A 25,583-nucleotide genomic window follows, 5' to 3' on the forward strand; every position below is an offset into this window, starting at 1 on the left:
GATCGCGCCCCCCGCTTATTTCTTCGCCTGTTTCACATGGTCTTCCAGTTCCTTGAAGGACGGACGATCATGCGAAGCCAGCACTTTGCGGCCAAACTCCACCGCCACTTGCGGCGCGTAGCCGTTGAGGCTGGCCAGAATGGTGACCTTGATGGTTTGGTAGACTCGGGTGCCGTCGCCCAGCTTGTGCTCCAGAATGGTGGCCAGCGGGCCGACAAAGCCGTAGGCCAGCAAAATACCGAGGAAGGTGCCCACCAGCGCGTGGGCGATCAGCATGCCCAGCTCGGACGGCGGCGCGCCCACGGACTCCATAGTGTGCACCACCCCCATCACCGCCGCCACGATACCAAAGGCCGGCAAGCCGTCGGCCAGGCCCTTGACCGCGTTGACCGGCACTTCGCCCTCGTGATGGTGGGTTTCGATCTCCACGTCCATCAGGTTCTCGATCTCGAAAGCGTTGAGGTTGCCGCCCACCATCAGGCGCAGGTAATCACAGATGAATTCCACCACGTGGTGGTCGTGCAGAACGGTGGTGTATTTGGAAAAGACAGGACTGGCTTCCGGATTCTCGACATCGGCCTCGATGGACATCAGGCCTTCCTTGCGCACCTTGGTCAGAATCTCGAACAGCAGCGAGAACAACTCCATGTAGAAGGCCTTGCTGTAAGGCGTGCCCTTGAACACGGTGGGGAAAGCCTTCATCGTGGCCTTCAGCGGCGCGCCGCCGTTGGCCACCACGAAAGCGCCGAGCGCGGCGCCCGCGATCATCACCACCTCCAGCGGCTGCATCAACGCGGCGAGATGCCCCCCCGCAGCGACGAATCCCCCCAGCACGGAGCCAAGAATTATGAGGTACCCGATTCCGACGAACATGCGTCAAGTCCTGTCTTTGTGATTTTTCGGATCGCTGCGATTTCCATTACAGCACGACTTTTATTCTATTCATAATAGAAAAAGCGGATTGAATTGTATCAATCCGCTTTCCCAGCTGCAAAAAACATGGAAGGTGATATTCACTAGCGCTGAAAAATGACGAAGCCAAGTATCGGCGAGGCTCCGGGACGATTACAACAACGTCATTTCCAGCTGATCGTCCTGCCCCGCCGCCAGCGCAATCCGCGCCGGCATGCCCCCCCGCTCCAAACGCCACTGCAAACACTGCGCCGCCATTTCCGGCAACAACTGCTGCCGGATCAGATGATCCAGGCCTCTCGCGCCGTTGTCTCGCCTACCGCAAGCGCCGGCCATCGCCCGCGCGCAGTCCTCTCCGGCCTCAAGCTCAATGCCTTGCGACTCCTTCAGATGCGCGGCCAGCGTCGCCAGCTTCAATTGAGCGATCTCCGCCAAGGCGGACTCGGACAGCAGCCCAAACGGCACCACCTGCATCCTCGCCAGCAGCGGCGCCTGGAAATGGGCCAGCAACACGGGGCGCAACGTGTCCAGCCAGGCCCCGCGCTCCCCCTCCCCCTCCTGTTCCAGCAACAGCTCGCTGCCAAGATTCGACGTCATCAGAAACAGGGTATTGCGAAAATCGATCTCGCGGCCTTCGCCATCCCGCATGAAACCGCGGTCAAACGCCTGGTAGAACAGGTTCAGCACATCGCGGTGCGCTTTTTCCACCTCGTCCAGCAAGATCACGCTGTACGGCCGCCGCCTCACCGCCTCGGTCAGCACCCCGCCCTGGCCATAGCCGACATAACCCGGCGGCGAGCCTTTCAATTGCGAGACGGTATGCGCCTCCTGATACTCGGATAGATTGATGGTCAGCAAGGCCTGCTCGCCGCCAAACAAAAGATCGGCCAAGGCCAGGCCGGTTTCGGTCTTGCCGACGCCGGACGGCCCGGTCAGCAAGAACACGCCCAAGGGGCCTCGCCCCGGCGCCAATCCGGACTTGGCCGCCAGCAGGGACTGGGCGATCTCGGCCACCGCGGCCTCCTGACCGCGCACCCGTTCCCGCAAGGCCGGCGCCAAACCCAATAGATTGGCCGCGTCATCCGCCAGCAGCTTGCCCACCGGCACCCCGGTCCAATCGGCAATCACCTCAGCCACCAAGGCGGCGTCCACGTCGGCGGCCGCCAGGCGGCGCTCCCCTTGCAAAGCCGCCAGATCGGCCCGCGCCTGGGCCAGCCGCGCCGCGCCGTCCGGCCGCCCGGCCCACTCCCAGCATAGCCTGCGCAGCGCCTCGGCGCCCTGCCGTTCCTGCTGGTAACGCCCTTGCAAAGCCTCGTTCTCAAGCCGCGCCGCCGCCAGTTCCGACTCGATCGCCCTCAGGCGGGACTCAAGCTGCGCGTTGCCCGCGCCCAGCCGCGCATCCTCCCGCAAAGCCTCTCTCTCGCTTTCCAGCGCCAAGACCCGCGCCTGCGCGCCCTGCAGCTCCGCCGCGGCCCCTTCCAGGCTCATCCGCGCCCGCGCCGCCGCCGTGTCGATCAAATCCACGGCCTTGTCCGGCAACTGCCGGCCGGCCAGGTAGCGCCGCGACAAGCTCACCGCCGCCGTGATCGCCTCGTCGCGGATCGCCACCCCGTGATGCTCGGCATAGCGCGGCTTCAAGCCCCGCAGCATCAAACAGGCCGCGGCATCGTCCGGCTCGTCCACCTTCACCATCTGGAAACGACGCTCCAGCGCCGCATCCTGCTCGAAATACTGCTTGTACTCGGACCAGGTAGTGGCGGCTATCGTCCGCAGCTCGCCGCGCGCCAGCGCCGGCTTCAGCAGATTGGCCGCATCGCTGCCGCCGGCGGAATTGCCGGCGCCCACCAGCACATGCGCTTCGTCGATGAACAGCAAAATCGGTTCCGCCGCCGTGCGCACCGCCTCTATCACCTGTTTCAGCCTCTGTTCGAACTCGCCCTTGACCCCGGCGCCGGCCTGCAACAAGCCCAGATCAAGCGCGAGCAGACGCACCCCGCGCAATGCCTCCGGCACCTCGCCCGCCGCAATGCGCAAGGCCAGGCCCTCGGCCAAAGCCGTCTTGCCCACCCCGGCTCGCCCACCAGGATCGGATTGTTCTTGCGCCGACGCAGCAAGATATCCACCATCTGGCGCACTTCCTTGTCGCGCCCCAACACGGGATCGATCAAACCCTCGCGCGCCTTGGCGGTCAGATCGCCAGCAAAACGGCTCAACACCTCAGGCAGCTCATCCGCCGCCGCGGCCCCGTCGCGGCCGGCCTCCGGCGACGCAGACGCCGCGGCCTCCACAGATCCCAACGCCTCGGATTCCGCCGACACCTGCTCCAGCCAGGCCCAGCGCGCGCGCACCTGCGCGGCGGACAAGCTGAATAATGGCCAGGCCTGCCGGCAAGACAAACGCTCCGGCGCCGCCAGCAAGGCGAGGTATAGATGAGCGGAACGCATCTGCTGGCCGCCGAAATCCAGTGAAGCGATCAACCAGGCGGCCTGCAGCAACTCCTGCAGCCCTCGCGACAAGCCCGGCTTGCCGCGCCGGTCCCGAGGCAGGCGCTCCAGCGTGGCCAGCAAGCCTTGCCAGATCTCATCCACGTCGATCTCGTAATGCCGCAGCAAAGCGGCCAGATCGCCGTCTCCCTGCTCCAATAACTTCACCAGCCAGTGCTCAACCGTGATTTCGGCATGCGTGCGCGCCTGGCACAACCCGACCGCCGCCTCCAGCGCCCGGGCGCAGTGCTCGTTCAGTCTCCGCAGCAAATGAACAGAATCGAGAGTCATGTCCGTCTTTTCCCAAACAAAGCGCATGCCGGCCAGAAAGGCCGGCATCGCTAATTCCCTTGGACCCCGCCGGCAAGCGCAAAACGCTGCGACGAACCGCCAAGCCGGCCGCTCGCCTAAGCCCCGCACTTGCCGTGCGCGGCGGCGCTAACGGTTTTCAATCCAGCTGTCGGAGTGGATGATGTTGCCGTCCTTGTAAGCCCAAGTTATTTTCTCGTAGCGCATTTCCACCTCCTCCAAGTGGTTGTAGCGCTCGCGGTCCGGGTCCTTGATGTTGTACATCTTGGGCGCCACCGACACGACCTTGACGTTGTCCAGCTTGATGTTGAAGTACTCCTGCTCGCTGCCGGCGTCGTCGATCTGATACCACTTGAACTCGACCTCCTTCAGCGTCTGGCCGCTGGTCACCGCCTTGTACAGATAAGGCGATGAAGCATCGAACTCCTTGACCAGGGTCAGCGCCTCATGCACGCGGGTGCCGGTCAACTTGCCGGTATTGCCATCGGTGGGAATGCGCACCGCGTGGTCGAACTCCACCACCTCCACGCTGTTCTCCCGGCCTTGCACCGTCACAGAACCCTTGATGTCCGCGCCACCGTCGTCTTTCAACCACATATACGCTGGTATCGCCATATCAAACCCTCCTTGGCTTAACTTAATAACTTAAGTTTAAACAAGCTCGCTCGCCGTCTCGTCCTAGCTCGACGCCGCGGAGCAAGCGCGCCGCACCCTGCGGCCTCCTCGCCGCCTGCCGCCCGTCACCTGACGGGCAGCGCCGGCAGCAAGGTAATCTCTACTCGCCGGTTGCGCGCCCGGCCCTCCTCATCCTCATTGCCCGCCAGCGGCCGCGTAGCGCCGTAGCCCTGGATGGCAAAACGGGTCAGCGGCAAGCCGGTCTCCTGCGCCAGCCAGTCGCGCACCGCCGCGGCGCGCTGCAACGACAAGCGCTGATTCGCTTCCGCCTGGCCCACGCTGTCGGTATGGCCGGCCACCAGCACATTTCGCTCCGGATAAAGCGCCAGCGCCGCCAATGCGGGCTGCAACGCCGCCTCCGCTCCGGCGCGCAACACCGCCTTGCCGCTATCGAACAAGGACAGGCTGTCTAGCGACACCGAGGCCGGAGCCGCCGCCGGCGGGCGGTAATCGGCTATCAGCCGGGCAATGCGCTCCCGCCACGGCTGAGCCCGGTAAAAGCCGAATCCCAAGCGCAAAGGCACGCCGAGATCGACATGGCTCCGCAACTCGCGCGCGTCGCCTTCAAGCGTCAGCAGCGCTTGGCGACGCGCCTCGTCCCGCTCTATCGGCAGCGCGCGATAATGCGCGACATTGGCCGACAAGCGCTCCAGCAACGCTCGGTTGGACCAGGCCGAAGCGGCGAACGCCGCCACGGCCGTCAGGCAAGCCAAGAGCCAAAGACTCAAAACCAGCCGCCAGACGGCAGGCAGGCGCGCGCCCGGCGCCAAACCGAACAGCCAGCTTCTAGGCACACCTTCCGGCTCGCCCGTGTCCAGGCTGAGCGAACGCACGGCCAAACCGCTCAAGGCCTGCCGGCAACGGCCCCACGGCGACAACGCCGCGTCCCGCCCTTGAGCCGGCAGCAAGGCGATACCCTGCAAGCCGGGCGCCGGGGCCGGCGTCGCCCCCTGCAATATGGCGGGCAAGACCTGAGCACCCAGCCAGCCTCCCACCGCGCCGGCGCGCAAACGCAAATCGAAAAGCGCTCGCGCGCCCTCGTCGCCCAAGGCCGGCGGCTGCAGTTCCATCCGGCCGCGCCAATCCTCCAACCGCTCTCGCCACTGCCGCAGGCTGGCGCACGGAGCGCCTTGCAACACCACGCCCAGAGCGCCGTCCATGCCTGCGCTGCGCGCCGGCGCGGGGAATCCCACCAATAAATAAACCGGCAAGCGGCAAGCCAAACGACGTTCCACGTCGGCAATCGCCTGTCGCCACGCCTGCAAGCGCCCCAACCAGGCCGGCTCGCTGCATTCGGCCGCAGCGTCCAAACGCAAGGCCAAGGCGTCCGGCGGCGAACCCCGCCGCCAGGCCACCAGCTCCGCTACCGCGCGCTCCAGCAAAGCCGGAGTCGGCACCATCACCCTCAGCACGCCGTCCTCCACCGCCACATAGGCGCCGCGCCGGCTTTCCAGTTCCACCACCGCAGCGCGTCCGCTGCGCCAGCCCTGCGGCAAATCCAGCAAACCCGGCAGCAACAACTCCCACGTCGCGCCGTCGCGGCGCCAGCGCCGCAGCCTCAAACCCGCCCAGCCCAAGCAGAACGCCGTAGCCGCCAGCCCCGCGCCCAGGCGCGCCGCCCCGCTCCACGGCGCCATTTGCGCCAACCACCACAAGGCCGCCGCCAGCGACAGCGCCCATAAACAGAAAAAATGCGCGTGAATACGCATCGCCCGCCCCCTTTACGTCAACGCCAAGGCGGCATCGGTGGCATTCAACCAGCCGCTCAGCGCGGCATGCGCAAGCCACACCGCAAGCAAGCCCGCCCCAGCCGCGGCCAGCGGCAAAGCCAAGCGCCGGAAACGCCGGGACGCGCCGCCGCGCAACATTGCAACCCCGCCGTCGAATTCGCCGGAAGGCAGCGGCAAGGGCGCAGGCAGGCCCGCGCTCAACTGCCCCAACAGAACCTGACTGGCCGCGTCGTCCTCCCCGCCGCGAAACCCCAAGGCCAGCACCATCGCATAGCACCAGCCCAGCGCCGGCTCCGCCGCCGGCTGCGCCAAATGCGCCCGCATCTGTCCCAGCAGCACCTCGCCGGCCTGATAACTGTTGAAAAAGCGCACTTGCAAAGGCTCCCGCGCCCAAGCCGCCCGCTTCGCACCCTCAAGTCGGCGCAGCGCCGCCTCGTCCAGCAAGGCGCATTGCGCGTAACTGGCCCGCTCGATCAAAGCCTCGCCTGCGCCGGCCTGACGCAGCGCCTCGCGCGTCGCGCTCACCAGTCCGGCCGCGTGCTCGCGCCAATCCTCCACATGCTCCGGCGCGTCCTTGTCGGCCAACATCGACACCGTCAGCGCGGTGTCCCGGAAACTGCGGGCCAAAGCCTCCGGCGGAAATTGCTTGCTCATGATTTCAACACCACGAAGAGTTCAACCACCACACCCGGCAAAGACGCGGGCACATAGCAAGAGCACGCCTGCGCGGCCAGCATGCGCTGGAAGGCCGGATGGCCGGCGTCCAGAACGAAGTACAGGTTTTCCATCCGCACCGGCAAGGCGGCGGGCAAACGTGGCGGCACGCTCAAAGGCACGCCGCCGGAAGCGGTGCTGACCACGGTCTCCACATCCTCCGGCGCGCCGATCTTGCACACCGCCGGAAAACGCTCCAGCAACTGCGCCGGCGGCATATCCGCCCTCACCGACAGATAAAAGCCGCCCTGCTCGCCCAGCCTGGGATCAGCCAACTGGCCATGCCACATCGACGACTCCCCTTTCTGCAGAGGTACCGACACCACCTGGGAGGGGATCACCGTATCCAGGCAGCCCCTGATCCAGTCTTCCAGCCGCAGGAAACCCGGCCTGGCGTCTTCATGCCGGTAAGCGGGAATATCCGCCAGATCTTGCTGTAGCGAAAACGTGGACAGCATGCCGCACAACTGCGCCAACGCTCGGTGCAGCGTTTCCGGGTGGCTGGCCGGCGTCTGCCGCAAATGCGCCAGCACCGGCCAGGCGCTGTTCACGCAGTGCAAAAACCAGAACAGGCCCGCGTCCGACACTGAAAAATCCACCAAGCCGTGTCCGCGCTCGCGGCGGCGCTCCGACAACTGGCGGCTGCGCGCCAGCAGCATCTCCTCTATCCGCCCAAGCATGTCCAGCAAACCCGGCGCGGTGTCCAAACGCAGCGCCGGCGGCCAGAACGTCGCATCCCGCGTCCATCTTCCCTGACCGTTGCGGCTCAAACGCAGCAAGGGGCAACAGACATAGTCCGCCCGCTCCTCAAACTCCAACAGCAAGCGCAAATTGCCGCGCTCCACCGCCAGCTCCGCCGGCGGGCCGTCGTACAAGTCCTCCACTTCCAGGTATTCGCAACGTTGCCGCCTGGGCCGCGCCGGCGTCTCGCCTTCGCGCTCGCAATTGCCTCCCCCGGCCTCCCACAAAGGCAAGCCCAGAAAAACCTGCACGCTCAGCGCCTCGGCCGGCGCGGCAAAATCCCGCGCCGGCGGCAAGCGGTCCGCCTCGGCGCAGTCGACCACGGCGCCGTCCGGCAGGACCAAACGCAATCTTTCCAGCTTCAGCTTGCCCAGGCTCAGCGCGGCCTCATCCCACTCCACCTCCCAACAGCCCCAAAAATAGGGCTGAGCCAAACGTCCGAACAAGGCCGCCAAATGGGAAAACCACAAGGACTGCTGCTGAAAATGCTGAGGGGACAATAAAGCGCCCTCCACCCACATCGGACGAAAAACTTTCATGCGGACAACCTCTGATTAGGCTCTGAAACAGCACGCCGTAACATTGAAAAACAGCGCACGGAGTTTTTGAAAATTCACAGCAAGCCAATCACAATAAAAAATCAAAAATAAATAACCAATAAAAACAAAAAAACATTTTCAAAAATTAAACCATAAAATCAATACAAAAAAACAAATAAACTATTTATGACATTGAAATCAATAAGGCACGAAGCCATAAACAAGGCGTATTCTAGCCACCAAACAAGCCACCCTGTCAACCCAACGACCATATTGCCTCAAACCCCATAATCTGGTTAACATTGAAAAATAAAACGAAACATACATAAATACAAAATCAAATAACGCAAGCTTGTTGACCTAAATAAAAAAAGGGGAAAACACAGAATATCCGCCAGATCGCGCATCGCCAAAAAATACGGAGACGACGCGAAAAATGGCCAACCGCCCATTTGCCCGAATGGAAAATGGACATGCTTCAAACCTTGATCGCAGGAGGAAACACCATGGCTGAAAGCTTTCAAAACGAAGTGCCCGCCGCGCGGGTCAACATCAAGCTGGACCTGCATACCGGCGGAGCGCAGAAGAAAGTCGAACTCCCGCTGAAACTGCTGGTGGCGGGGGACTACAGCCATGGCCAGGAACAGCGGCCTCTGGCGGAACGGGAAAAGGTGTCCATCGACAAAAACAACTTCGACGCGGTGCTGGCCGAACTCAACCCCAAGGCCAAGCTGGTGGTGGAAAACACGCTGGCCGGCGACGGTTCCGAAATGGCGGTGGAACTGGACTTCAAGGCCATGAAGGACTTTCACCCGGAACAGGTGGCGGCGCGGATTCCGGAACTGCGCGCGCTGCTGGCGATGCGCAATCTGCTGCGCGACCTCAAAGCCAATCTGCTGGACAACGCCTCCTTCCGCCGCGAGCTGGAAAAAATCCTGCGCGACGACTCCCTCTCCGCCAACCTGCGCAGCGAACTGGAACGCATCATCCCGCTCAGCCAAGCCGCCCACTAAATCAGGAGCCCGCTCATGTCGACCCAAAAACAACAGCAGCCCGAGGACACCATCGTGCTGGAGTCCCCGGCCAGCGTGTATGAATCGCTATGCGCCAAGATCAACCTGTCCCCGGTGGCCAGCGCCCAGCCCATCGAGGCTTACCAAACCGCGGAGGCGATGTCGGACGCGCCGCTGGACGAGCGCATCGCCGTGGCGGTGAACGTATTCCTGAAAATGATTCAGGAATCCTCGCAAAAAGTGGACCGCCTGGACAAAAGCCTGCTGGACTTCCACATCGCCCGCATCGACGCGCAAATCAGCCGTCAACTGGACGCGGTGATGCACAACCCGTCCTTCCAGCAAATCGAATCCGCCTGGCGCGGACTGCGTTTCCTGGTGGACCGCACCGACTTCCGCAAAAACGTCAAGATCGAAGTGCTGGACGTCAGCAAGGAAGACCTGCGCAACGACTTTGACGACGCGCCGGAAGTGATTCAGAGCGGCCTGTACCAACACACCTACATCCAGGAATACGACACCCCCGGCGGCGAACCGATAGGCGCCATCATCTCCAACTACGAATTCGACCGCGGGCCGCAGGACATCGCCCTGCTGCGCGACATCGCCAAAGTGTCCGCCGCCGCCCACATGCCCTTCATCGGCGCCGTGGGACCGGCCTTCTTCGGCAAGGAGAGCATGGACGAAGTCGCCGCCATCCAGGACGTGGCCAACTACTTCGACCGCTCGGAATACATCAAATGGCGCAGCTTCCGCGATAGCGACGACGCCCGCTACATCGGTCTCGCCTTGCCGCGCTTCCTGGCCCGCCTGCCTTACGGCCCCGACACCGTGCCGGTGCGCAGCTTCAACTACGCCGAAAACGTCAAAGGCCCGGACCATCAGCGCTACCTATGGACCAACGCCGGCTTCGCCTTTGCCGCCAATATGGTGCGCAGCTTCATCGGCAACGGCTGGTGCGTGCAAGTGCGCGGCCCGCAGGCCGGCGGCCTGGTGGAAGACTTGCCCATCCACCTGTACGACCTGGGCATAGGCAATCAGGTGAAGATCCCCACCGAAGTGCTGATACCGGAAACCCGCGAATTCGAATTCGCCAACCTGGGCTTCATCCCGCTGTCCTTCTACAAAAACCGCGATTACGCCTGCTTTTTCTCCGCCAACTCCACGCAAAAACCGGCGCTGTACGACACCAAGCAAGCCAGCGCCAACAGCCGCATCAACGCGCGGCTGCCCTATATCTTCCTGCTGTCGCGGCTGGCGCACTACCTGAAGCTGATCCAGCGCGAAAACATCGGCGCCACCAAGGACCGCCGTCTGCTGGAACTGGAGCTCAACACCTGGATCAAGCTCCTGGTCACGGAGATGACCGACCCCAGCGACGAACTGCAAGCCTCGCACCCGCTGCGCGACGCCCAGGTCGTCGTCGAAGACATCGAAGACAATCCGGGCTTCTTCAAGGTCAAGCTGTTCATCGTGCCGCACTTCCAGGTGGAAGGCCTGGACATCAACCTGTCCCTGGTCTCGCAAATGCCCAAGGCCAAGAACTAAGCGCTCCCTCGGGCCGCCTCCACGGCCCGAGGGGCAAGTCCACCTGGAGACTCCGCCATGCCGCCGCAACAGTTTTATCACCTGAAGATCGCCGAACTGCCGGCCGAGCTGCTGTCGGTCGAATCCTTCACCCTGGACGAAACCCTGGGCCGGCCCTTCGGCGCCGACATCCGCTTCACCTCCGCCCAGCAAGACATCGACCTCGTCTCCCTGCTGGACCGCTATGCGCTGTTCTCCATCCACGGACCCCACCCGGACGCCGCCCTCTTTCCCGACACCCCGCCCCAGCTGCTGCGCCGTTGGCGCGGCGTGGTCAGCCATGCCCAGCGCCTCAGCGCCAGCCGCGACGAGGCGCTGTATCAGGTCCGCGTCGAATCCCAGCTCGCCCGCCTGGCCGAAGGCCGCTTCTCCCGCATCTTCCAGCAGCAAACCGTGCCGGACATCATCGAAACCGTGCTGCGACGCCACGGCTATCGCGGCCATGAAGTCGCCTGGCGGCTGCGCCCCTTGTTCGGCCAAGACCCCAACCCCTATCCCAAGCTGGAGTTCGTCACCCAGTATCAGGAGTCCGATCTGGACTTCATCCATCGGCTGGCCGAGAAAGCCGGCCTCTATTACTACCTGCTCACCGAACCCGACAACGCCGCCTGGGAAACCATCGTCTTCGGCGACGACATCGACGCCTACGTCCGCACCGGCCGCGATCCCGCCCAGCCGCCCCAGGGCGGCGTCAAGCTCAAGCTCCGCCCCCAGGCCGGCATGGCCGACAACGAAGAAACCCTGAGCCGTTTCGAACTGGCCGCCCAGCCCATCCGCGCCCGCCTCCAGCGCAAGGACTACAACTACCGCGACGCCAACCAGCCGCTGTTGGCCGAGGGCGGCCCGCCGGCCAACACCCCCGGCGCCCGCGGCGTCGATTACCAGTGGGGCGAACACTACAAAGACCCGGCGCAGGGACAGCGCGCGGTGCTGATCGCCCAGCAGCGCGAGCATTGCCGCCAGTGGATCGCCGCCGGCGACGGCAACTGCCTGCAAGCCTTCGCCCCCGGCCAGATCTTCAAGCACGACGGCCCGGCTCTGGCTCCGGCCCCGGACGGCTGGCTGCTGGTTTCCGTCCACCATCAGGGCGGCCGCCGCGACGCCTACCGCAACGCCTTCACCGCCACGCCCGCCGACCGGCCCTATCGCCAGGAACGACTAACCCCGGCGCCGCGCCTCTCCGGCGCGCTGCCGGCGCGCGTCGTCGCCCCGGAAAAAACCCATTACGGCGCCATCGACCTGCAAGGCCGCTACTGCGTGCGCCTGCCTTTCGATCTGGACGAATGGTCGCCCGGCGGCGACAGCCGCCCGCTGCGGCTGGCCCGGCCTTACGCCGGCCCGGAATACGGCCTGCACTTCCCGCTGCACCCAGGCACCGAGGTGCTGGTCAGCTTTGTGCTGGGCGATGTGGACCGGCCCTATATCAGCGGCTGCCTGCACAACTCCGAACTCACCGACAGCAACCCCGGCGCGCACTGGGACAGCCGCAACCTGATCCGCACCTGGGCCAACAACAAGCTGCGGCTGGAAGACCGCAAGGGCCAGGAGCACATCAAGCTGGCCACCGAGTTCGACAAGAGCCAGCTCAATCTGGGCCACGCAGTGGACAGCCAGCGCGCGCCGCGCGGCGAAGGCTTTGAACTCAGGACCGACGGCTGGGGCGCGCTGCGCGCCGCCAAGGGGCTGTTCCTCAGCACCGACGCCCAACCCAAGGCGCGCGGCAAGCAACTGGACATGCAGGCGGCGCTGGATCAGCTGGAAGAAGCGGCCCAGCTGGTGGACAGCCTGCGCCAGGCGGCTCAGCAGGCCCAGGCGGAACTGGCCGACCTGAACGCGCAGAAGCAGCTGCTGCAACAGACGCTGGCCGAACTGAAGCAGCCGGCGCTGCTGGCGCACGCGCCGGCCGGCATCGCGCTGGCCACCCCAGCCCAGTTGCAACTGGCGGCCGGGCAAAACCTGGCCTTCAGCGCCGGCGCCCAGGCCGATGTGTCGGCGCTGAAGCGCTTCACCGTGGCCGCCGGCGAAAGCATCAGCCTGTTCGCGCAAAAACTCGGTCTCAAGCTGATCGCCAACCAGGGCGCGGTGACGATGCAGGCGCAAAACGGCCCGATGCAGCTGCACGCGCTGGAAAGCCTGAACATCAGCAGCAGCAGCGGCAAGATCGCCATCGCCGCCAAGGAGGAGCTGACCCTGCTCTGCGGCGGCGCCTATCTGCGCCTGAAGCAGGACGGCACGGTGGAAATCGGCAGCCCCGGCAACCACACCGTCAAGGCGCGGAACTGGACCGTCACCGGGCCGGACCAGCTGCAAGCGGAGCACCCGGCCTACCCCAAAACCCTGCTCAAGGAAGCGCTGCGGATCAAATTGAGCCAGGGGCCTCAGGGCTCGCTCTCGCAGTGGAGCGGCATGCCTTACACCTTGTTTGCCGCCGGCATGCCGGTGGGGCAAGGCGTGCTGGACGCCAGCGGCTCGCTGGCGCTGGAACACGCGCCCACCACCAGCGACTACGTGGTGCAATTGAGCAATGGCACCAAGCTGAAGCTCCCGGTGGTGTCCGAATACCGCAATCCGGCAAGCGGCCAGACCGCGCGCGGCGGCCTGCAACGCCACTTCGCCCAGCTGATCGCGCCGCTATCCCCGCGCGCCAGCCGCGCCACGCAAAACTTCCGCGACCATTACCAAACCCTGAGCGGTGGCTCCGCCGCCCCAGGCAAGGGGGACCCGACATGAGCACCACCTACGAACCGCCGGTGATCACCATCCCGATGCGATTCAAGGACGGCCGCACCGTGCAGGCCCACGCCAGCTGGTTCATCTGCGGCACCGAATACCCGCCCGACTTCGCCAACTACACCCCGCTCGTCAACGGCGAGCGCGCCTTCGCCGCCGTACACCAGGCCATCGCCAACGCGCAACGCTCCGTCGACATCGTTTGCTGGGGCTTCCAGCCCTCCATGCACTTCGTCCGCGTCGGCAGCGCGCCCGCCATCGGCGCCCTGCTCGAACAAAAAGCCCGCGCCGGCGTTCAGGTCCGCGTGCTGGGATGGACCCTCGAACCCTTCGGCATCAGCGTCACCGGCGCCGTCGGCGAAGCCAATATGCCCGGCAAGAACCCCATCGCCATCATGGACCGCCGCCAAAGCACCGAACTCGATCCCGATGAGCAAAGACAGGCACAGCAAGAGTACGACGCCCAGCTCCAGGTCGACCGCGCCTGGTTCCGCGCCTACGACCGCAAGCAGCCCGCGCTGCCGCTGCGCTTCGTCGGCCGCGGCTTCAGCCTCAAGGACCGCATCAAGATCTTCAAGAACGTCAGCCGCGCCGACCTCAAGGCGCTGGACGACGATAGCAACACCCTGGACCGCGACCTCGGCCTCAGCAGCCGCCTCGTCATGGCCGGCGTCCCGTCCCACCACCAAAAAATGGTGCTGGTCGACTATGAGGACGACACCGCCGCCATCGGCTTCGTCATGGGCCACAATATGCTGGACGGCTACTGGGACAACGACGCCCACAGCCGGCAGCGCCAGCCCCATAACCGCGGCCGCAACGGGGCCTATCCGATGCAGGACCTTTCCTGCCAGCTCAGCGGCCCCATCCTCGAATACCTGCATCTCAACTTCGCCCAGGCCTGGCAGAAGGAAACCGGCGAGGATTTGCTCGGCGAGCGCGACGCCCAAACCGTCGGCGAGTGCCTGGAGCGCGTCTTCCGCCAACAAAAGCTGCCCACCGCCAACAGCGTGATGGCCCAGATCCTGCGCACCCAGCCCCAGGAAAACGTCCAGGACATCGAAACGCTGTATCTGCACACCGTCGGCAACGCCACCCAATACATCTATATCGAGAACCAGTACTTCCGCTGGCCGGTGCTGGCCGAGCGCATCCTCAAAAATGTGCGGACCCAGACCGAGTGCGGCCGCGACTGCACTCAGCACGGCCAGCTGCACCTGTTCGTGGTCACCAATGCCAGCGACGACGGCATGGGCCGCGGCGGCGTCAACACCTACCGCATGCTGGACGCGCTCGGCCGCGCCGACACCCTGCCCGCCGTCGCCCGCACCAAGCAGCTGGAGCAGCTGGAACAACGGCTGGAAGCCGCCCGCCAGGCCGAACGCGCCGGGCAGACCCTGCCGCCCGGCCAGAGCGCCGCCGACCTGGCCGCGCAACTGGAAGAAGCCCGCCAGGCCAAGATCGACGAAGTAAGCGACAGCCAGGAAATCCAGCAGCTGGAGCGCGCCTGCGAGCGCGCCGCCGCCGCCGAGCGCGCCGGCCAGACCCTGCCGCCGGGACAAAGCTACGACGAACTGCGCGAACGCCTGAACCGGGCGCGGCGCGAACAGGCCGACCCCGCCGATCCGGAATCGCGCAACCCGATCCGCCCGCGCGACATCCCCGGCCTGCGCATCCACGTCTGCACGCTGGTGGCGCCCGACGCGCTGGACGCCGCCGGCTGGGAAACCATGATGCGCCGCAACCAGCGCGAGGCCGACCGCCCCGCCGCCGCCGGCCAGGGCTATGACTGGCCCTTTGTCTACATCCACAGCAAGCTGATGATCATCAACGATGTGTTCATGACCCTGGGCTCGGCCAATATCAACACCCGCAGCATGCGCGTCGACAGCGAACTGAACATCTGCCACGAACGCGGCGACATCAGCGGCAAATTGCGCCGCGAGCTGTGGTCCTTGCACACCCGCGACCCGGAAACTGGAGAGGTGATGGGACTGGAAGACACTAGCCTGCCGTTTGATGAACAAATGCCAAGCGCCTTCAAAAACTGGGCTGAGCTTCTCAAACGAAATAAAGACCAAAAGGCCGAAGAAAAATCCCCGATCGCCTCCCTGGTCGAATTCCGCCGCGACAGCGACAAGCTGTCCAATCTGGATTAAGCCGATGCGCGCCCTATTCTTGATCGCCATCCTCGCCGCCATAGCGGCCCCGGCCCCTGCCAAGGACACCCTCATGAGCACCCTCAGCCCCAAACAGCAAGAGGCCTTGGCCTTCCGCTGCGTCCACCAGCAACTGCCGGCGCCGACGCCGGAAGCGGATCAACTCTTCCTCTACGCCCGCCATCTACAAAAGCACAATCTGCTCAAACGCCAGCCCGACGTCACGCGGCAAGTGCAGCGGCTCTACCGCATCGCCGCCGCCCATGGCCATGTCAAAGCCAATATCAATTTGCAGAATGGCCTGACCGACGGCGACTTCGCCGGCGGTTTCCGCGAAGTGCTGGCGCTGAACGACAAACTGATGGACCTGAGCCCCGCCCCCGGCTATTACAACCTCGCCTATTACACCAGCCGCGGCTACGGCAATATCAAGCGCGACCGCGAGCTGGCGCTGCGCTATTTCCGCAAGGCCGCCGATCTGGGCAACCCGGAGGCGCAATACTATGTGGCGGAGCTGCTAGCACCGCGTAGCAAAGCGCCTGATATTGCCCGGCAAATGCGCCTTTGTGCAGCCGAGCAAGGCCATGCCGAAGCGGGTGCCGATTTAGGTGTTAACTTATCAGGCAAGAAGCGCTACGAAGAAGCCCTGCAAGCCTATCAACTTGGAGTTAAGGCGGGCAGTTCAACTGCTGCCGGTTTCTTGGAAAAAGGCTTCAATGCCCCCCCACCGAATAGTCGAATGTATTACCTTGGACTAACCCAAGACCCGAGCGCAAGCGTCGCTACCAGCAAATCGGCAAATTCCTCTACGACTACTCCTACCTGCAACCCACGGTAGAAGAAGTCGACCAGATCGTGCCGCTGCCGCCGGCCCCCTTGCCGCCCTGGGACGGCGGCTTCCAATGGTTGAAAGCCTGGCGCGGGCCGGGGCCGGCTCAGCCCAGCGAAGAACTGATCCAGCAGTTGGCCGAAGCCAAGCAGCTCGACCCCGCCACCGGCCTGTTCGACCCCAAACGCAAGGCCGCCGCTGAAGCCGAGGCCAAAGCCGCGCGCGAACGGGCCGAGCTGACCCCGCCCTTCGCCGGCGCGCTGCCCATCGGCGCGCTGCGCCGCAGCGGCGACGTGCCCAATGTCAACGCCCACTGGCGGCCGCGGCCGCCCAAGGGCTGCGTGCCCTGGGGCAGCACCCACCCCACCAGTTACTGCACCGCCGGCCAGCCGCTGCCCTTACTCGACGTCGCCTTCCCGCTGCCGTGGTGGCAGCAATGGCTGAGCAAGGAGTGGAAGGTCTACCGGCCCACCGAGGTGGAATGGGAGCTGGTGCGCTACCAACTGCCGCCCGAGGCTTGAAAGGAGCACCCGATGTTCAGCCACGCCAGCACGCGCCAGAACCCGGCAAACCGCCCGCTGATCCAGCAGGCGGCCGTGACCTTGTGGCTGACGGCTGTAGCCGTGTGCATCGCCGCCCCGGCCCTGGCCCAGGAGCCCCGCATGAGCACCCTCAGTCCCAAACAGCAAGAGGCCTTGGCCTTCCGCTGCGTCCACCAGCAACTGCCGGCGCCGACGCCGGAAGCGGATCAGCTCTTCCTCTACGCCCGCCACCTGCAAAAAAACAATCTGCTCAAGCGCCAGCCCGACGTCACGCTGCAAGTGCAGCGGCTCTACCGCATCGCCGCCGCCCATGGCCATGTCAAGGCCAATATCAATTTGCAGAATGGCCTGACCGACGGCAACTTCACCGGCGGCTTCCGCGAAGTGCTGGCGCTGAACGACAAGCTGATGGACCTGAGCCCCGCCCCCGGCTATTACAAGCTCGCCTACTACACCAGCCGCGGCTACGGCAATATCAAGCGCGACCGCGAGCTGGCGCTGCGCTATTTCCGCAAGGCCGCCGATTTGGGCAATCCCGAGGCGCAGTTCTATGTCGCCGAGCTACTCAGCCCCTACGACAAAGCTCCTGATATCGCAGTGAAGATGTGGCAATGTGCTGCAGAGCAAGGACATGCCAACGCGGCAAAAACATTGGGAATTCGACAAAGTGCGCTAAAACGATACTCTCCAGCATTGCAGGCCTATCAGCTCGGTGTCAAAGCAGGGAGCTCGGGTGCGGCCAGCTTTTTAGAAAATGGCTTCAATGGCCCCGCATCCAATAACCGCTTGTATTACCTAGGAGTCGCCAAAGACCCCGAGCGCAAACGCCGTTACCAACAGATAGGGGAGTTCCTCTACGACTACTCCTATCTACAACCCACGGTAGAAGAAGTCGACCAGATCGTGCCGCTGCCGCCGGCCCCCTTGCCGCCCTGGGACGGCGGCTTCCAATGGTTAAAAGCCTTCCGCGGGCCGGGGCCGGCTCAGCCCAGCGAAGAGCTGATCCAGCAGCTGGCCGAAGCCAAGCAGCTCGACCCCGCCACCGGCCTGTTCGACCCCAAGCGCAAGGCCGCCGCCGAAGCCGCCCGCGAACGGGCCGAGCTGACCCCGCCCTTCGCCGACGCGCTGCCCATCGGCGCGCTGCGCCGCAGCGGCGACGTGCCCAATGTCAACGCCCACTGGCGGCCGCGGCCGCCCAAGGGCTGCGTGCCCTGGGGCAGCCCCCATCCCACCCGCTACTGCACCGCCGGCCAGCCGCTGCCCTTGCTCGATGTCGCCTTCCCGCTACCGTGGTGGCAGCAATGGCTGAGCAAGGAATGGAAGGTCTACCGGCCCACCGAGGTGGAATGGGAGCTGGTGCGCTACCAACTGCCGCCCGAGGCTTGAAAGGAGCACCCAATGTTCAGCCACGCCAGCACGCGCCAGAACCCGGCAAACCGCCCGCTGATCCTGCAGGCGGCCGTGACCTTGTGGCTGACGGCTTTAGCCGTGAGCATCGCCGCCCCGGCCCTGGCCCAGGAGCCCCGCATGAGCACCCTCAGCCCCAAGCAACAGGAGGCGCTGGCCTTCCGCTGCGTCCACCAGCAACTGCCGGCGCCGACGCCGGAAGCGGATCAGCTCTTCCTCTACGCCCGCCACCTGCAAAAAAACAATCTGCTCAAGCGCCAGCCCGACGTCACGCTGCAAGTGCAGCGGCTCTACCGCATCGCCGCCGCCCATGGCCATGTCAAGGCCAATATCAATTTGCAGAATGGCCTGACCGATGGCGATCTTCTTGGCGGCTCTCGCGAGGTGCTGGCGCTGAACCAACAATTGCTGGAGCAAGCGCCGGCCCCCGGCTATTACAACCTCGCCTACTACACCAGCTTGGGTTATGGCATCAAGCGCGACCGCGAGCTGGCGCTGCGCTATTTCCGCAAGGCTGCCGATCTGGGCAATCCCGAGGCACAGTTCTATGTCGCCGAGCTACTCAGCCCCTACGACAAAGCTCCTGATATCGCAGTGAAGATGTGGCAATGTGCCGCCGAACAAGGCCATGCCAAAGCGGCTTCAACACTAGGCATTCGGCAGCGCAATCTTAAGCAATACCCACTGGCATTACAGGCTCATCAGCTTGGGGTTAAAGCGGGAGACTCTACTTCTGCCCTTGCTCTTGGAGAAGGCTTCAAGACTTCTCCCCCCGATGATGGTGCATATTATATGGCTCTGAAACTGGACCCCGAACGCAGTCGCCGTTACCAGCAAATCCGGCAATTCCTGTCCTCGCACTCCTACCTGCAACCCACCGTCGAAGACGTCGACCAGATCGTGCCGCTGCCGCCGGCCCCCTTGCCGCCCTGGGACGGCGGCTTCCGCTGGCTGAAAGCCTGGCGCGGGCCGGGACCGGCTCAGCCCAGCGAAGCGCTGATCCAGCAACTTGCCGAGGCCCGTGGCCTGGCCGTCACCTCCTATCGCGAGCCGCCGCCCGTCGCGGCTAAACGCCCACGCAAACCTTCCAAAGCCAACGCCCCGCTGTTGACGACGTCCGCATTCCGCTGCATCCATCAGCGGCTGCCCGAGCCCATGCCGGAAGCCGAACACTTGTTCCTGTACGCCCGGCACCTGCTGCAAGGCGCCGCGCAAACGCTCGATCCGGCGGTTGCGCGGCAAGCACTGCGGCTATACCGCATCGCCGCCGCCCACGGCCATGTCCAGGCCAATATCAATTTGCAAAGCCATTTGCTCAGCGGCTACCTCGCCATCAACCCCGCCCGCAGCGGCCTGCGCGAGGCCATGGCGCTCAACCAGCAATTGGTGGATCAAAACCTGGCTCCCGGATACTACAACTTCGCCTCTTACAACTACGCCCGCGGCGGCAACCGCATCCGCAGCAAGGAAATGCTCCAAAGCGACCGAGAGCAGACGCTGCGCGCTTTCCGCAAGGCAGCCGATCTGGGCTCGCCTGAGGCGCTGTTTCATGTCGCCAATGTGTTGACGGCAGCAGGTGAGGCCCCTGAACTCACGCATCAAATGTACCGCTGTGCGGCAGAGCAGGGGCTGGCGCAGGCGGTCAGGATCGCCGGACGTCACTTGAGGCAGGCCAGAGACTACCAAGCAGCCTTGCAAATCTTCCAGCTGGGGGTCAAGGCTGGCGATCCGGCCGCCGCTTACTTCCTGAGGAACAGTTTCAACCCACCTCCCTACGACAGTTTGTTTTCCATGGGGCTGGCTCGGGACCCGGAACGCAGCCGCCGCTACCAGAAGATCGAAGAACTCCTCCGCGCCAATGCCCAGCGACAGCCGGAAATAACCAACATAGACCAAATCGTGCCGCTGCCGCCTGCGCCCTTGCCGCCCTGGGATGGCAGCCTCCAGTGGCAGAAGGCTTTTAGTGGTCCGGGACCGGACCAACCCAGCGAAGAACTGATTAGCCAGCTGGCCAAGGCCAAGCAGCTCGACCCCGCCACCGGCCTGTCCGAGGCGGCCCCCGGCACGGAGCCCACGGAACCACCGCGGTTTTAGATTTTGCGGCCATGACGGCAAAAAACGCATGCGCCGCGGCAGCGGACGCTGGCTTGATGGAGAAATACTTTATGCGCCACACCCAATACTTGTTTGGATTAAGCGGGCTGGCACTCGCCGCGTCTGGTTTCGCATCGCCAGGAAATCTGGGGAGGCTGGTGGAGATATTCATCTTGATTGCCTTAGCGCTTCTGCTGATCTGGCTTGCCGTGCTGGTGCTTGTTATCCGCCATCAAATCAAGCAAGGCAAGCCCAGGGGAGTCATTGTCCTGTCTGCAAGCCTCTTATTGATTGTGCCGCCGCTATGCATTTTTTTGAGCGCTTTATAGCCGCCGGACCCTGATTAGCGCGCCTCGCTGTCACAAGCTCATGACATGGCGGATTTGTCATTTATTAAATAAATTAAGGAGTTATTCATGCCCGGCAAAATCATTCGTTTAGGCGACCCCACCAGCCATGGCGGCAGCGTGATCAGCGCTTCCGGCCCGGTTGTCTACGGCAAGGCGGCCGCCCGGGTGGGCGATCAAGTCAGTTGCCCCCAACCGGGTCATGGCGTCAGCTCCATTTTGCCCGGCCCCACCCGCATGTCCGCCCATGGCTCGGCCTTCGCGTTGGAAGGCTTCCAGGCCGGCTGCGGCTGCACGCTGATCTCCACCTTGCCCAACGCCGGCGAGGTTTGAGATGGCCTGGCCCTTGCCGCAACTCAAGCGCCCGGATTGGCCGGAGCCGCCTTCCCCCGCCCGCTGGCTGGCCTTGCTGCTGGCCGCCTTCGCCATCGGCCTGACGGCCGCCAGTCTGCTCTGGCCGCGCGCCAGCCTGGGCCAGGGCTGGCGCTTCTGGGGCTGGGCGCTGCTCATGCCCTGGCTGGTCTGGCTGATGCTGTGGGGGCTGCGTTACTACCTGTTTGAAACCGAGCGCGAAAACATCCGGGCCGAGCATCAGGCTCAGGACGAACTGCGCGCCGGCTGGGTGCAATGGGCGCGCGCGGCGCTGCCGGTGACCGCCGTCAGCGTGATCCATCCGCAGGAGCGGCCGCTGAACGGCGCGCTCAGCGGCCAGAACGGGCCGCATCAGGACCAAGCCCTGGCGCTGGACGCCTTGTTGCCGGGCAAACCCTTGCCGCAACGGCTATTGGCCTTGCTGGATCAGTTGCTGACCCCGGAATTGCGACAGGCGCTGGCGCGATTGGACCACTGCCAGCTGCTGCTGTGCGCGCCGGCGCGCCACGCCGAATCCTGGCGCTCGCTGTGTTGGTCGCGCCTGAGCGAGCTCCCGGCCGGCCAGGCTTGGCAAGCGGGCAGCCGCGACCTGGACCCGGAGCAGACCCGCGCCTGGCTGCTGGCCGCCCATGGCGGCCCGGATGGGGAGGGCCGGCTCCGGCAGCCCGCCCTGTTGTTAGCCGCCCACCTGCACCCCGAGCTGACGCTGGGCGCATCCGCGCCGGCGCAGTGCGAACTCGGCTTCGCGCTCTTATTGCAGCCCGATGCCGCACAGCCATTGGTTTACTTGCCGCGGCCGATGCCAACCGACGCCGCGCAGATGATGGCCGACTTCGCCACGCTGCAAGAGATTCAGTTGCCGGGCGCCGACGCGCCGCGCGGCTGGCACAGCCAATTGGACGAGACCGCGCAAGCCGCCTGGGGCCGGATCGCCGAACTGCCCGCCTTGCAGTGGCTGAAAAGCCAGCCCCCGCGTTGCCACGCCCTGGACTCATGGCTGGGTCAAACCGGCGCCTGGGGCTATCCGCTGCAACTGGCCTTGCTATGCCAGCTTCGCTTGCCCGGCGCGCAAGTGCTGGCCTGGCAGCAGCAAGAAAGCAGTTGGATTCAGGCCATCATCAACTCACCTCCCAGCGGCGCCATGGAGAAAGCGGCATGAAATTCGGCATCTGGGTTTTCATTATCGCCGGCCTGGCGATCTGCCTTGGCCTGTTCGCCCTGTGGCAAGGCAAGCTTATCGACTTAAGCGAACTGCAACTGGGCGACACGGTATTGTGGAGCGCCGTGGCCGCTACAGCCCTGCTGCTGCTCATCCTGCTGTTTAACCGTTACCGGGCCAAGCTGGCCGCCGCCCGCCAAAGTTTGCTGGCGCGCTGGCCCGGCCGCAAATCTTCGCGCCCGGCCAGCTTGGAGCCGTCCGCGCCCAGCGCCAACTGGGCCGGCCTGGCGCTCATCGCCCAAGACTGGCGCCAGCGCCCGGCCCGGCAACGTCCGCACTGGCTGCTGCTCTGCGGCGCGCCCGAGGCCGTCCACCAGGCGGTGCCGGCGCTGGCCCAGCAACCCTGGCTGGAAACCGACGGCATGGTATTGATCGACGCCTCCGCCGCCCCGCCTCCAGGCGGCTGGCGGCGGCTGCGCGGGCGCTGGCGGACGCCCGCCGACGCCGTCATCGCCCTGCTCCCCGACGCCGCCGACGCCGCCGCGCTGGCGGAGCGCGCCGAACAGCTGTCCATCGCCTGCGGCTGGACCCTGCCGCTGACCCTGTGTCAGCGCGCGCCCGACAACGCCGGCCCCGGCATCGCCGGCTGGCCCTTGCCGACGCTTCCCGCCAACGCAGACGGCTGGGCCGCTCAGGCCAGGGCCTGGGCCGATCAGCTTCCCTTGCGCGGCATTCCGCGTCACCCCGGCGCGGCGGCTCAGCCCTTTCTGCTGCGCTGCTCGCAGTGGCTGGAACGCGAGCTTCAGGGGCTCGCCTCCGCCTGGCAGCGCTGGCGCGACGGCCTGGCCGCGCCCTCCGCCGTCAAGGCGCTGGCCTTGGCCACCTGGCCGGCCGACGTCCGGCTGTGGAGCGGCGCGATCAGCCAGGGCTCCGCCTTTGCCCCGCGCCGCCGCAGCCGCCCTTGGCAACGCCGGCTGGCCGCCGTCATCGGCGCGCTATGCCTGTTCTGGCTGGCCGGCATGCTGGTTTCCACCTATCAAAACCACGGCTTGATCGCCGAGGCCCAGGCCGCCGTCAACGCCCAGCCCAAAACCGCCACGCTGGACAGCGCGCTGCGGCTGCAACGGTTGCTGGAGAAGCTGGAAACCCGCCAGCAGCTCGGCGCGCCGTGGTCCGCCCGCTTCGGCCTGAACCGCGACGCCGCCTTGCTGGAGCGCTTGCGGCCGCATTACGCCCGCGCCATCGGCCAGGCGCTGATCACGCCGGCGCGCGGCCGCTGGGCGCAGCAACTGCAAGCGCTGAACCAGGCCCCCAGCGCGGAACTGGCCGCCGATCCGGCCCGGACCGAACAAGGCTATCAGGCGCTGAAAGCCTATCTGACGCTGGACCAGCCGGCGCGCGCCGAACCGGCCTTCCTCGCCGCCCAGCTGACGGCGCGAAATGACGGTTTCTCCCCGGCGCTGCTGCGCGCCATGGCGCAGTTCTACGCCGAGCGGCTGGCCGGCCAGCCCGCCTGGCGCATCCCCGCCGACGCGGCGCTGGCCGGGGCCAGCCGCCAGACCCTGATCGGCCAGTTGGGCCGCCAACAGGCCGACGACACCCGCTATCAGCAGATACTGGCCGAAGCCGAAGCCAAGCATCCGCCGCAGACGCTGGCCGCCTTGCTGCCGGGCCAGGACTTGCGCGGCCTGTGGCGCAGCGAATCCAGCCTGCCCGGCGTGTTCACCCGCAAAGCCTGGGACGAGCATCTGCGCGCCGCCTTCGCCAACGCCCACCGCCGCCAAGGCAGTGCCGGCGACTGGGTGCTGGGCGCCGGCGAAGCCGGTCAGGGCAGCGCCGGCAAGGCGCTGGAAGCCGCGTTGCGCCAGCGCTATTTCGCCGACTACGCCCGCGCCTGGCAACAATTCCTCAACGCGGTGTCCTGGCAGACGGAGGCCAAGCTGGCCGCCAACGCCCAGCAATTGCAGGTCTACGCCGATCCGCAACGCTCGCCGCTGCGCGCCTTGATGGCGCTGGTGCGCGACAACGCCCGCGCCGGCGAGCGCGTGGACAGCCTGGGCGCCAATCTGGTGGACAAGGCCCAGGCGCTGCTGGGCAAGGCCGACGCCAGCGCGCCGCAGCTGGAGGGGGCAACGGGCAAACAGGAGGCCGCGCCGCTGGCGCAAAGCTTCGGCCCGCTGCTGCGGCTGCTGGAGGAACGCCAGGACGGCTCCGCGCTCAGCCTGCAACGCTATCTGGAGCGGGTGGCGGCCACCCGGCTCAAGTTGCAGCAAGTGGCCGCCGCGCCGGACCCGGACGCCGCCGCCCGCGCGCTGGCGCAGGCGGTGTTCCAGGGCAAGGGCGGCGAACTGGCCGAGAGCCGCGATTACGCCGCCCAATTGGCCGCCAGCCTGGGCGAAGACTGGCAGGGCCTGGGCCGGCACCTGTTCCTGCAACCCTTGGACCAATCCTGGCACACCCTGCTGCAACCGGCGGCGGCCAGCCTCAACCAGCTGTGGGACCAGAGCATTGTCCGGCCGTGGCAGGCCAGCTTCGCCGGCCGCTACCCCTTCCACCGCAGCGACGCCGACGCCTCCTTGCCGGAGCTGGGCCGTTTCCTGCACCCCGGCGACGGCCTGGTGCAGCAGTTCGTGCGCCAGCAATTGGGCGGGGTGCTGGAACAACAAGGCGATCAATGGTCGCCGGACCCGGCGGCGGCGCAGGCGCTGCGCTTCGACCTGAACTTCCTCAACGAATTGAACCGCCTGTCGCGGCTGTCCAGCCTGCTCTACGCCCAGGGCGACGCCGGCATCCGCTTCGAACTGAAGCCCACCGCCACCATCGGCCTGGAGGAAATCCGGCTGCAACTGGATCAGCACAGCCTGCACTACTTCAATCAGATGACAAGCTGGAAGGCGCTGAGCTGGCCCGGCGATCCGCTGAAGGCCGGCGCCAGCCTGCAATGGCAGACCGAGAAGACCGGCCTGCGCCAGACCCAGGACCATCCCGGCCGCTGGGGCGTGCTGCGCCTGCTGGAGCAGGCCCAGCGCGAACAGATTGACCGCGCCAGCTGGCAGTTGAGCTGGGCCTTGCCGGACGGGCATCAGGCACGCTATCAGCTGCGCAGCGAGGCCGGAGCCGGCCCGCTGGCCTTGTTGCAGCTGATCCAGTTCCAGCTGCCGGCGCGGATTTTTATCGTGGAGCCTAACTCGCCGCCCGCCGCGGCCAAGCCGGCCCGGCGGCCCCAACCTTGAGGAGACGC

19 protein-coding genes are annotated in these 25,583 nt (G+C 65.5%); 12 read left to right on the forward strand and 7 right to left on the reverse strand.

Going from position 1 to position 25,583, the window contains the following annotated elements; genetic code table 11:
• Positions 1-15: 15 nt before the first annotated feature.
• From motA to tssK, 7 genes are all read right to left on the reverse strand, one after another.
• Positions 16-873, reverse strand: coding sequence for a flagellar motor stator protein MotA (gene motA / locus HQN78_RS09055; protein WP_107799462.1), 858 nt, complete (start codon positions 871-873; stop codon positions 16-18).
• A 192-nt stretch (positions 874-1,065) separates the two neighbouring features.
• On the reverse strand, positions 1,066-2,946 hold the full coding sequence (locus HQN78_RS09060) for an AAA family ATPase (protein WP_304502857.1): 1,881 nt from the start codon (positions 2,944-2,946) through the stop codon (positions 1,066-1,068).
• On the reverse strand, positions 2,829-3,686 hold the full coding sequence (locus HQN78_RS09065; RefSeq protein WP_235089088.1) for a Clp protease N-terminal domain-containing protein: 858 nt from the start codon (positions 3,684-3,686) through the stop codon (positions 2,829-2,831). Before HQN78_RS09065 ends, HQN78_RS09060 begins: the two co-directional genes overlap by 118 nt.
• 147 nt (positions 3,687-3,833) lie before the next feature.
• Positions 3,834-4,319 (reverse strand): Hcp family type VI secretion system effector, encoded by a 486-nt coding sequence (locus HQN78_RS09070; protein ID WP_107799463.1) that lies wholly within the window; start codon positions 4,317-4,319, stop codon positions 3,834-3,836.
• A 125-nt stretch (positions 4,320-4,444) separates the two neighbouring features.
• Positions 4,445-6,088, reverse strand: a complete 1,644-nt coding sequence (locus tag HQN78_RS09075) for an OmpA family protein (protein ID WP_235089090.1) — start codon at positions 6,086-6,088, stop codon at positions 4,445-4,447.
• Between the two features lie 12 nt (positions 6,089-6,100).
• Entirely contained in the window at positions 6,101-6,763 is a 663-nt protein-coding gene (locus tag HQN78_RS09080) for a DotU/TssL family secretion system protein (protein ID WP_235089093.1), read from the reverse strand.
• Positions 6,760-8,103 (reverse strand): type VI secretion system baseplate subunit TssK, encoded by a 1,344-nt coding sequence (gene tssK, locus HQN78_RS09085; RefSeq protein ID WP_107799466.1) that lies wholly within the window; start codon positions 8,101-8,103, stop codon positions 6,760-6,762. The genes HQN78_RS09080 and tssK overlap by 4 nt, the downstream gene beginning before the upstream one ends.
• 506 nt (positions 8,104-8,609) lie before the next feature.
• Here tssK and tssB point away from each other — a divergent pair.
• From tssB to HQN78_RS09145, 12 genes are all read left to right on the forward strand, one after another.
• The gene (gene tssB / locus HQN78_RS09090; RefSeq protein WP_107799467.1) at positions 8,610-9,116 is read left to right on the forward strand and encodes a type VI secretion system contractile sheath small subunit; all 507 of its coding nucleotides are present in this window, start codon (positions 8,610-8,612) and stop codon (positions 9,114-9,116) included.
• Positions 9,117-9,131: 15 nt separating this feature from the next.
• A complete protein-coding gene (tssC, locus tag HQN78_RS09095) occupies positions 9,132-10,664 on the forward strand; it encodes a type VI secretion system contractile sheath large subunit (RefSeq protein WP_107799468.1) in 1,533 nt (510 codons plus the stop codon).
• 57 nt (positions 10,665-10,721) lie between these two features.
• Entirely contained in the window at positions 10,722-13,433 is a 2,712-nt protein-coding gene (locus HQN78_RS09100) for a type VI secretion system Vgr family protein (RefSeq protein ID WP_235089094.1), read from the forward strand.
• Positions 13,430-15,592: a phospholipase D-like domain-containing protein gene (locus HQN78_RS09105; RefSeq protein ID WP_235089097.1), complete on the forward strand. Its 2,163-nt coding sequence runs from the start codon at positions 13,430-13,432 to the stop codon at positions 15,590-15,592. The genes HQN78_RS09100 and HQN78_RS09105 overlap by 4 nt, the downstream gene beginning before the upstream one ends.
• Before the next feature lie 73 nt (positions 15,593-15,665).
• Positions 15,666-16,430: a tetratricopeptide repeat protein gene (locus HQN78_RS09110; RefSeq protein ID WP_235089099.1), complete on the forward strand. Its 765-nt coding sequence runs from the start codon at positions 15,666-15,668 to the stop codon at positions 16,428-16,430.
• Positions 16,385-16,942: a DUF6396 domain-containing protein gene (locus tag HQN78_RS09115; RefSeq protein WP_235089780.1), complete on the forward strand. Its 558-nt coding sequence runs from the start codon at positions 16,385-16,387 to the stop codon at positions 16,940-16,942. The genes HQN78_RS09110 and HQN78_RS09115 overlap by 46 nt, the downstream gene beginning before the upstream one ends.
• A 12-nt stretch (positions 16,943-16,954) precedes the next feature.
• Complete coding sequence (locus HQN78_RS09120; protein ID WP_235089100.1) at positions 16,955-18,349, forward strand: DUF6396 domain-containing protein; 1,395 nt, start codon at positions 16,955-16,957, stop codon at positions 18,347-18,349.
• A gap of 12 nt (positions 18,350-18,361) precedes the next feature.
• Positions 18,362-20,464 (forward strand): DUF6396 domain-containing protein, encoded by a 2,103-nt coding sequence (locus HQN78_RS09125; RefSeq protein WP_235089101.1) that lies wholly within the window; start codon positions 18,362-18,364, stop codon positions 20,462-20,464.
• Positions 20,465-20,475: 11 nt separating this feature from the next.
• Positions 20,476-20,793 (forward strand): hypothetical protein, encoded by a 318-nt coding sequence (locus HQN78_RS09130; RefSeq protein ID WP_235089102.1) that lies wholly within the window; start codon positions 20,476-20,478, stop codon positions 20,791-20,793.
• A gap of 87 nt (positions 20,794-20,880) precedes the next feature.
• The gene (locus HQN78_RS09135; RefSeq protein WP_107797748.1) at positions 20,881-21,144 is read left to right on the forward strand and encodes a PAAR domain-containing protein; all 264 of its coding nucleotides are present in this window, start codon (positions 20,881-20,883) and stop codon (positions 21,142-21,144) included.
• A gap of 1 nt (position 21,145) precedes the next feature.
• Positions 21,146-22,342 carry a hypothetical protein gene (locus HQN78_RS09140; RefSeq protein WP_235089104.1) on the forward strand — a complete coding sequence of 399 codons (1,197 nt, stop codon included), beginning with the start codon at positions 21,146-21,148 and terminating at the stop codon, positions 22,340-22,342.
• On the forward strand, positions 22,339-25,575 hold the full coding sequence (locus HQN78_RS09145) for an ImcF-related family protein (RefSeq protein WP_235089105.1): 3,237 nt from the start codon (positions 22,339-22,341) through the stop codon (positions 25,573-25,575). The genes HQN78_RS09140 and HQN78_RS09145 overlap by 4 nt, the downstream gene beginning before the upstream one ends.
• Positions 25,576-25,583: the final 8 nt, after the last annotated feature.

Source organism: Chromobacterium sp. Beijing (assembly GCF_021496765.1).
Taxonomy (GTDB): Bacteria; Pseudomonadota; Gammaproteobacteria; order Burkholderiales; family Chromobacteriaceae; genus Chromobacterium.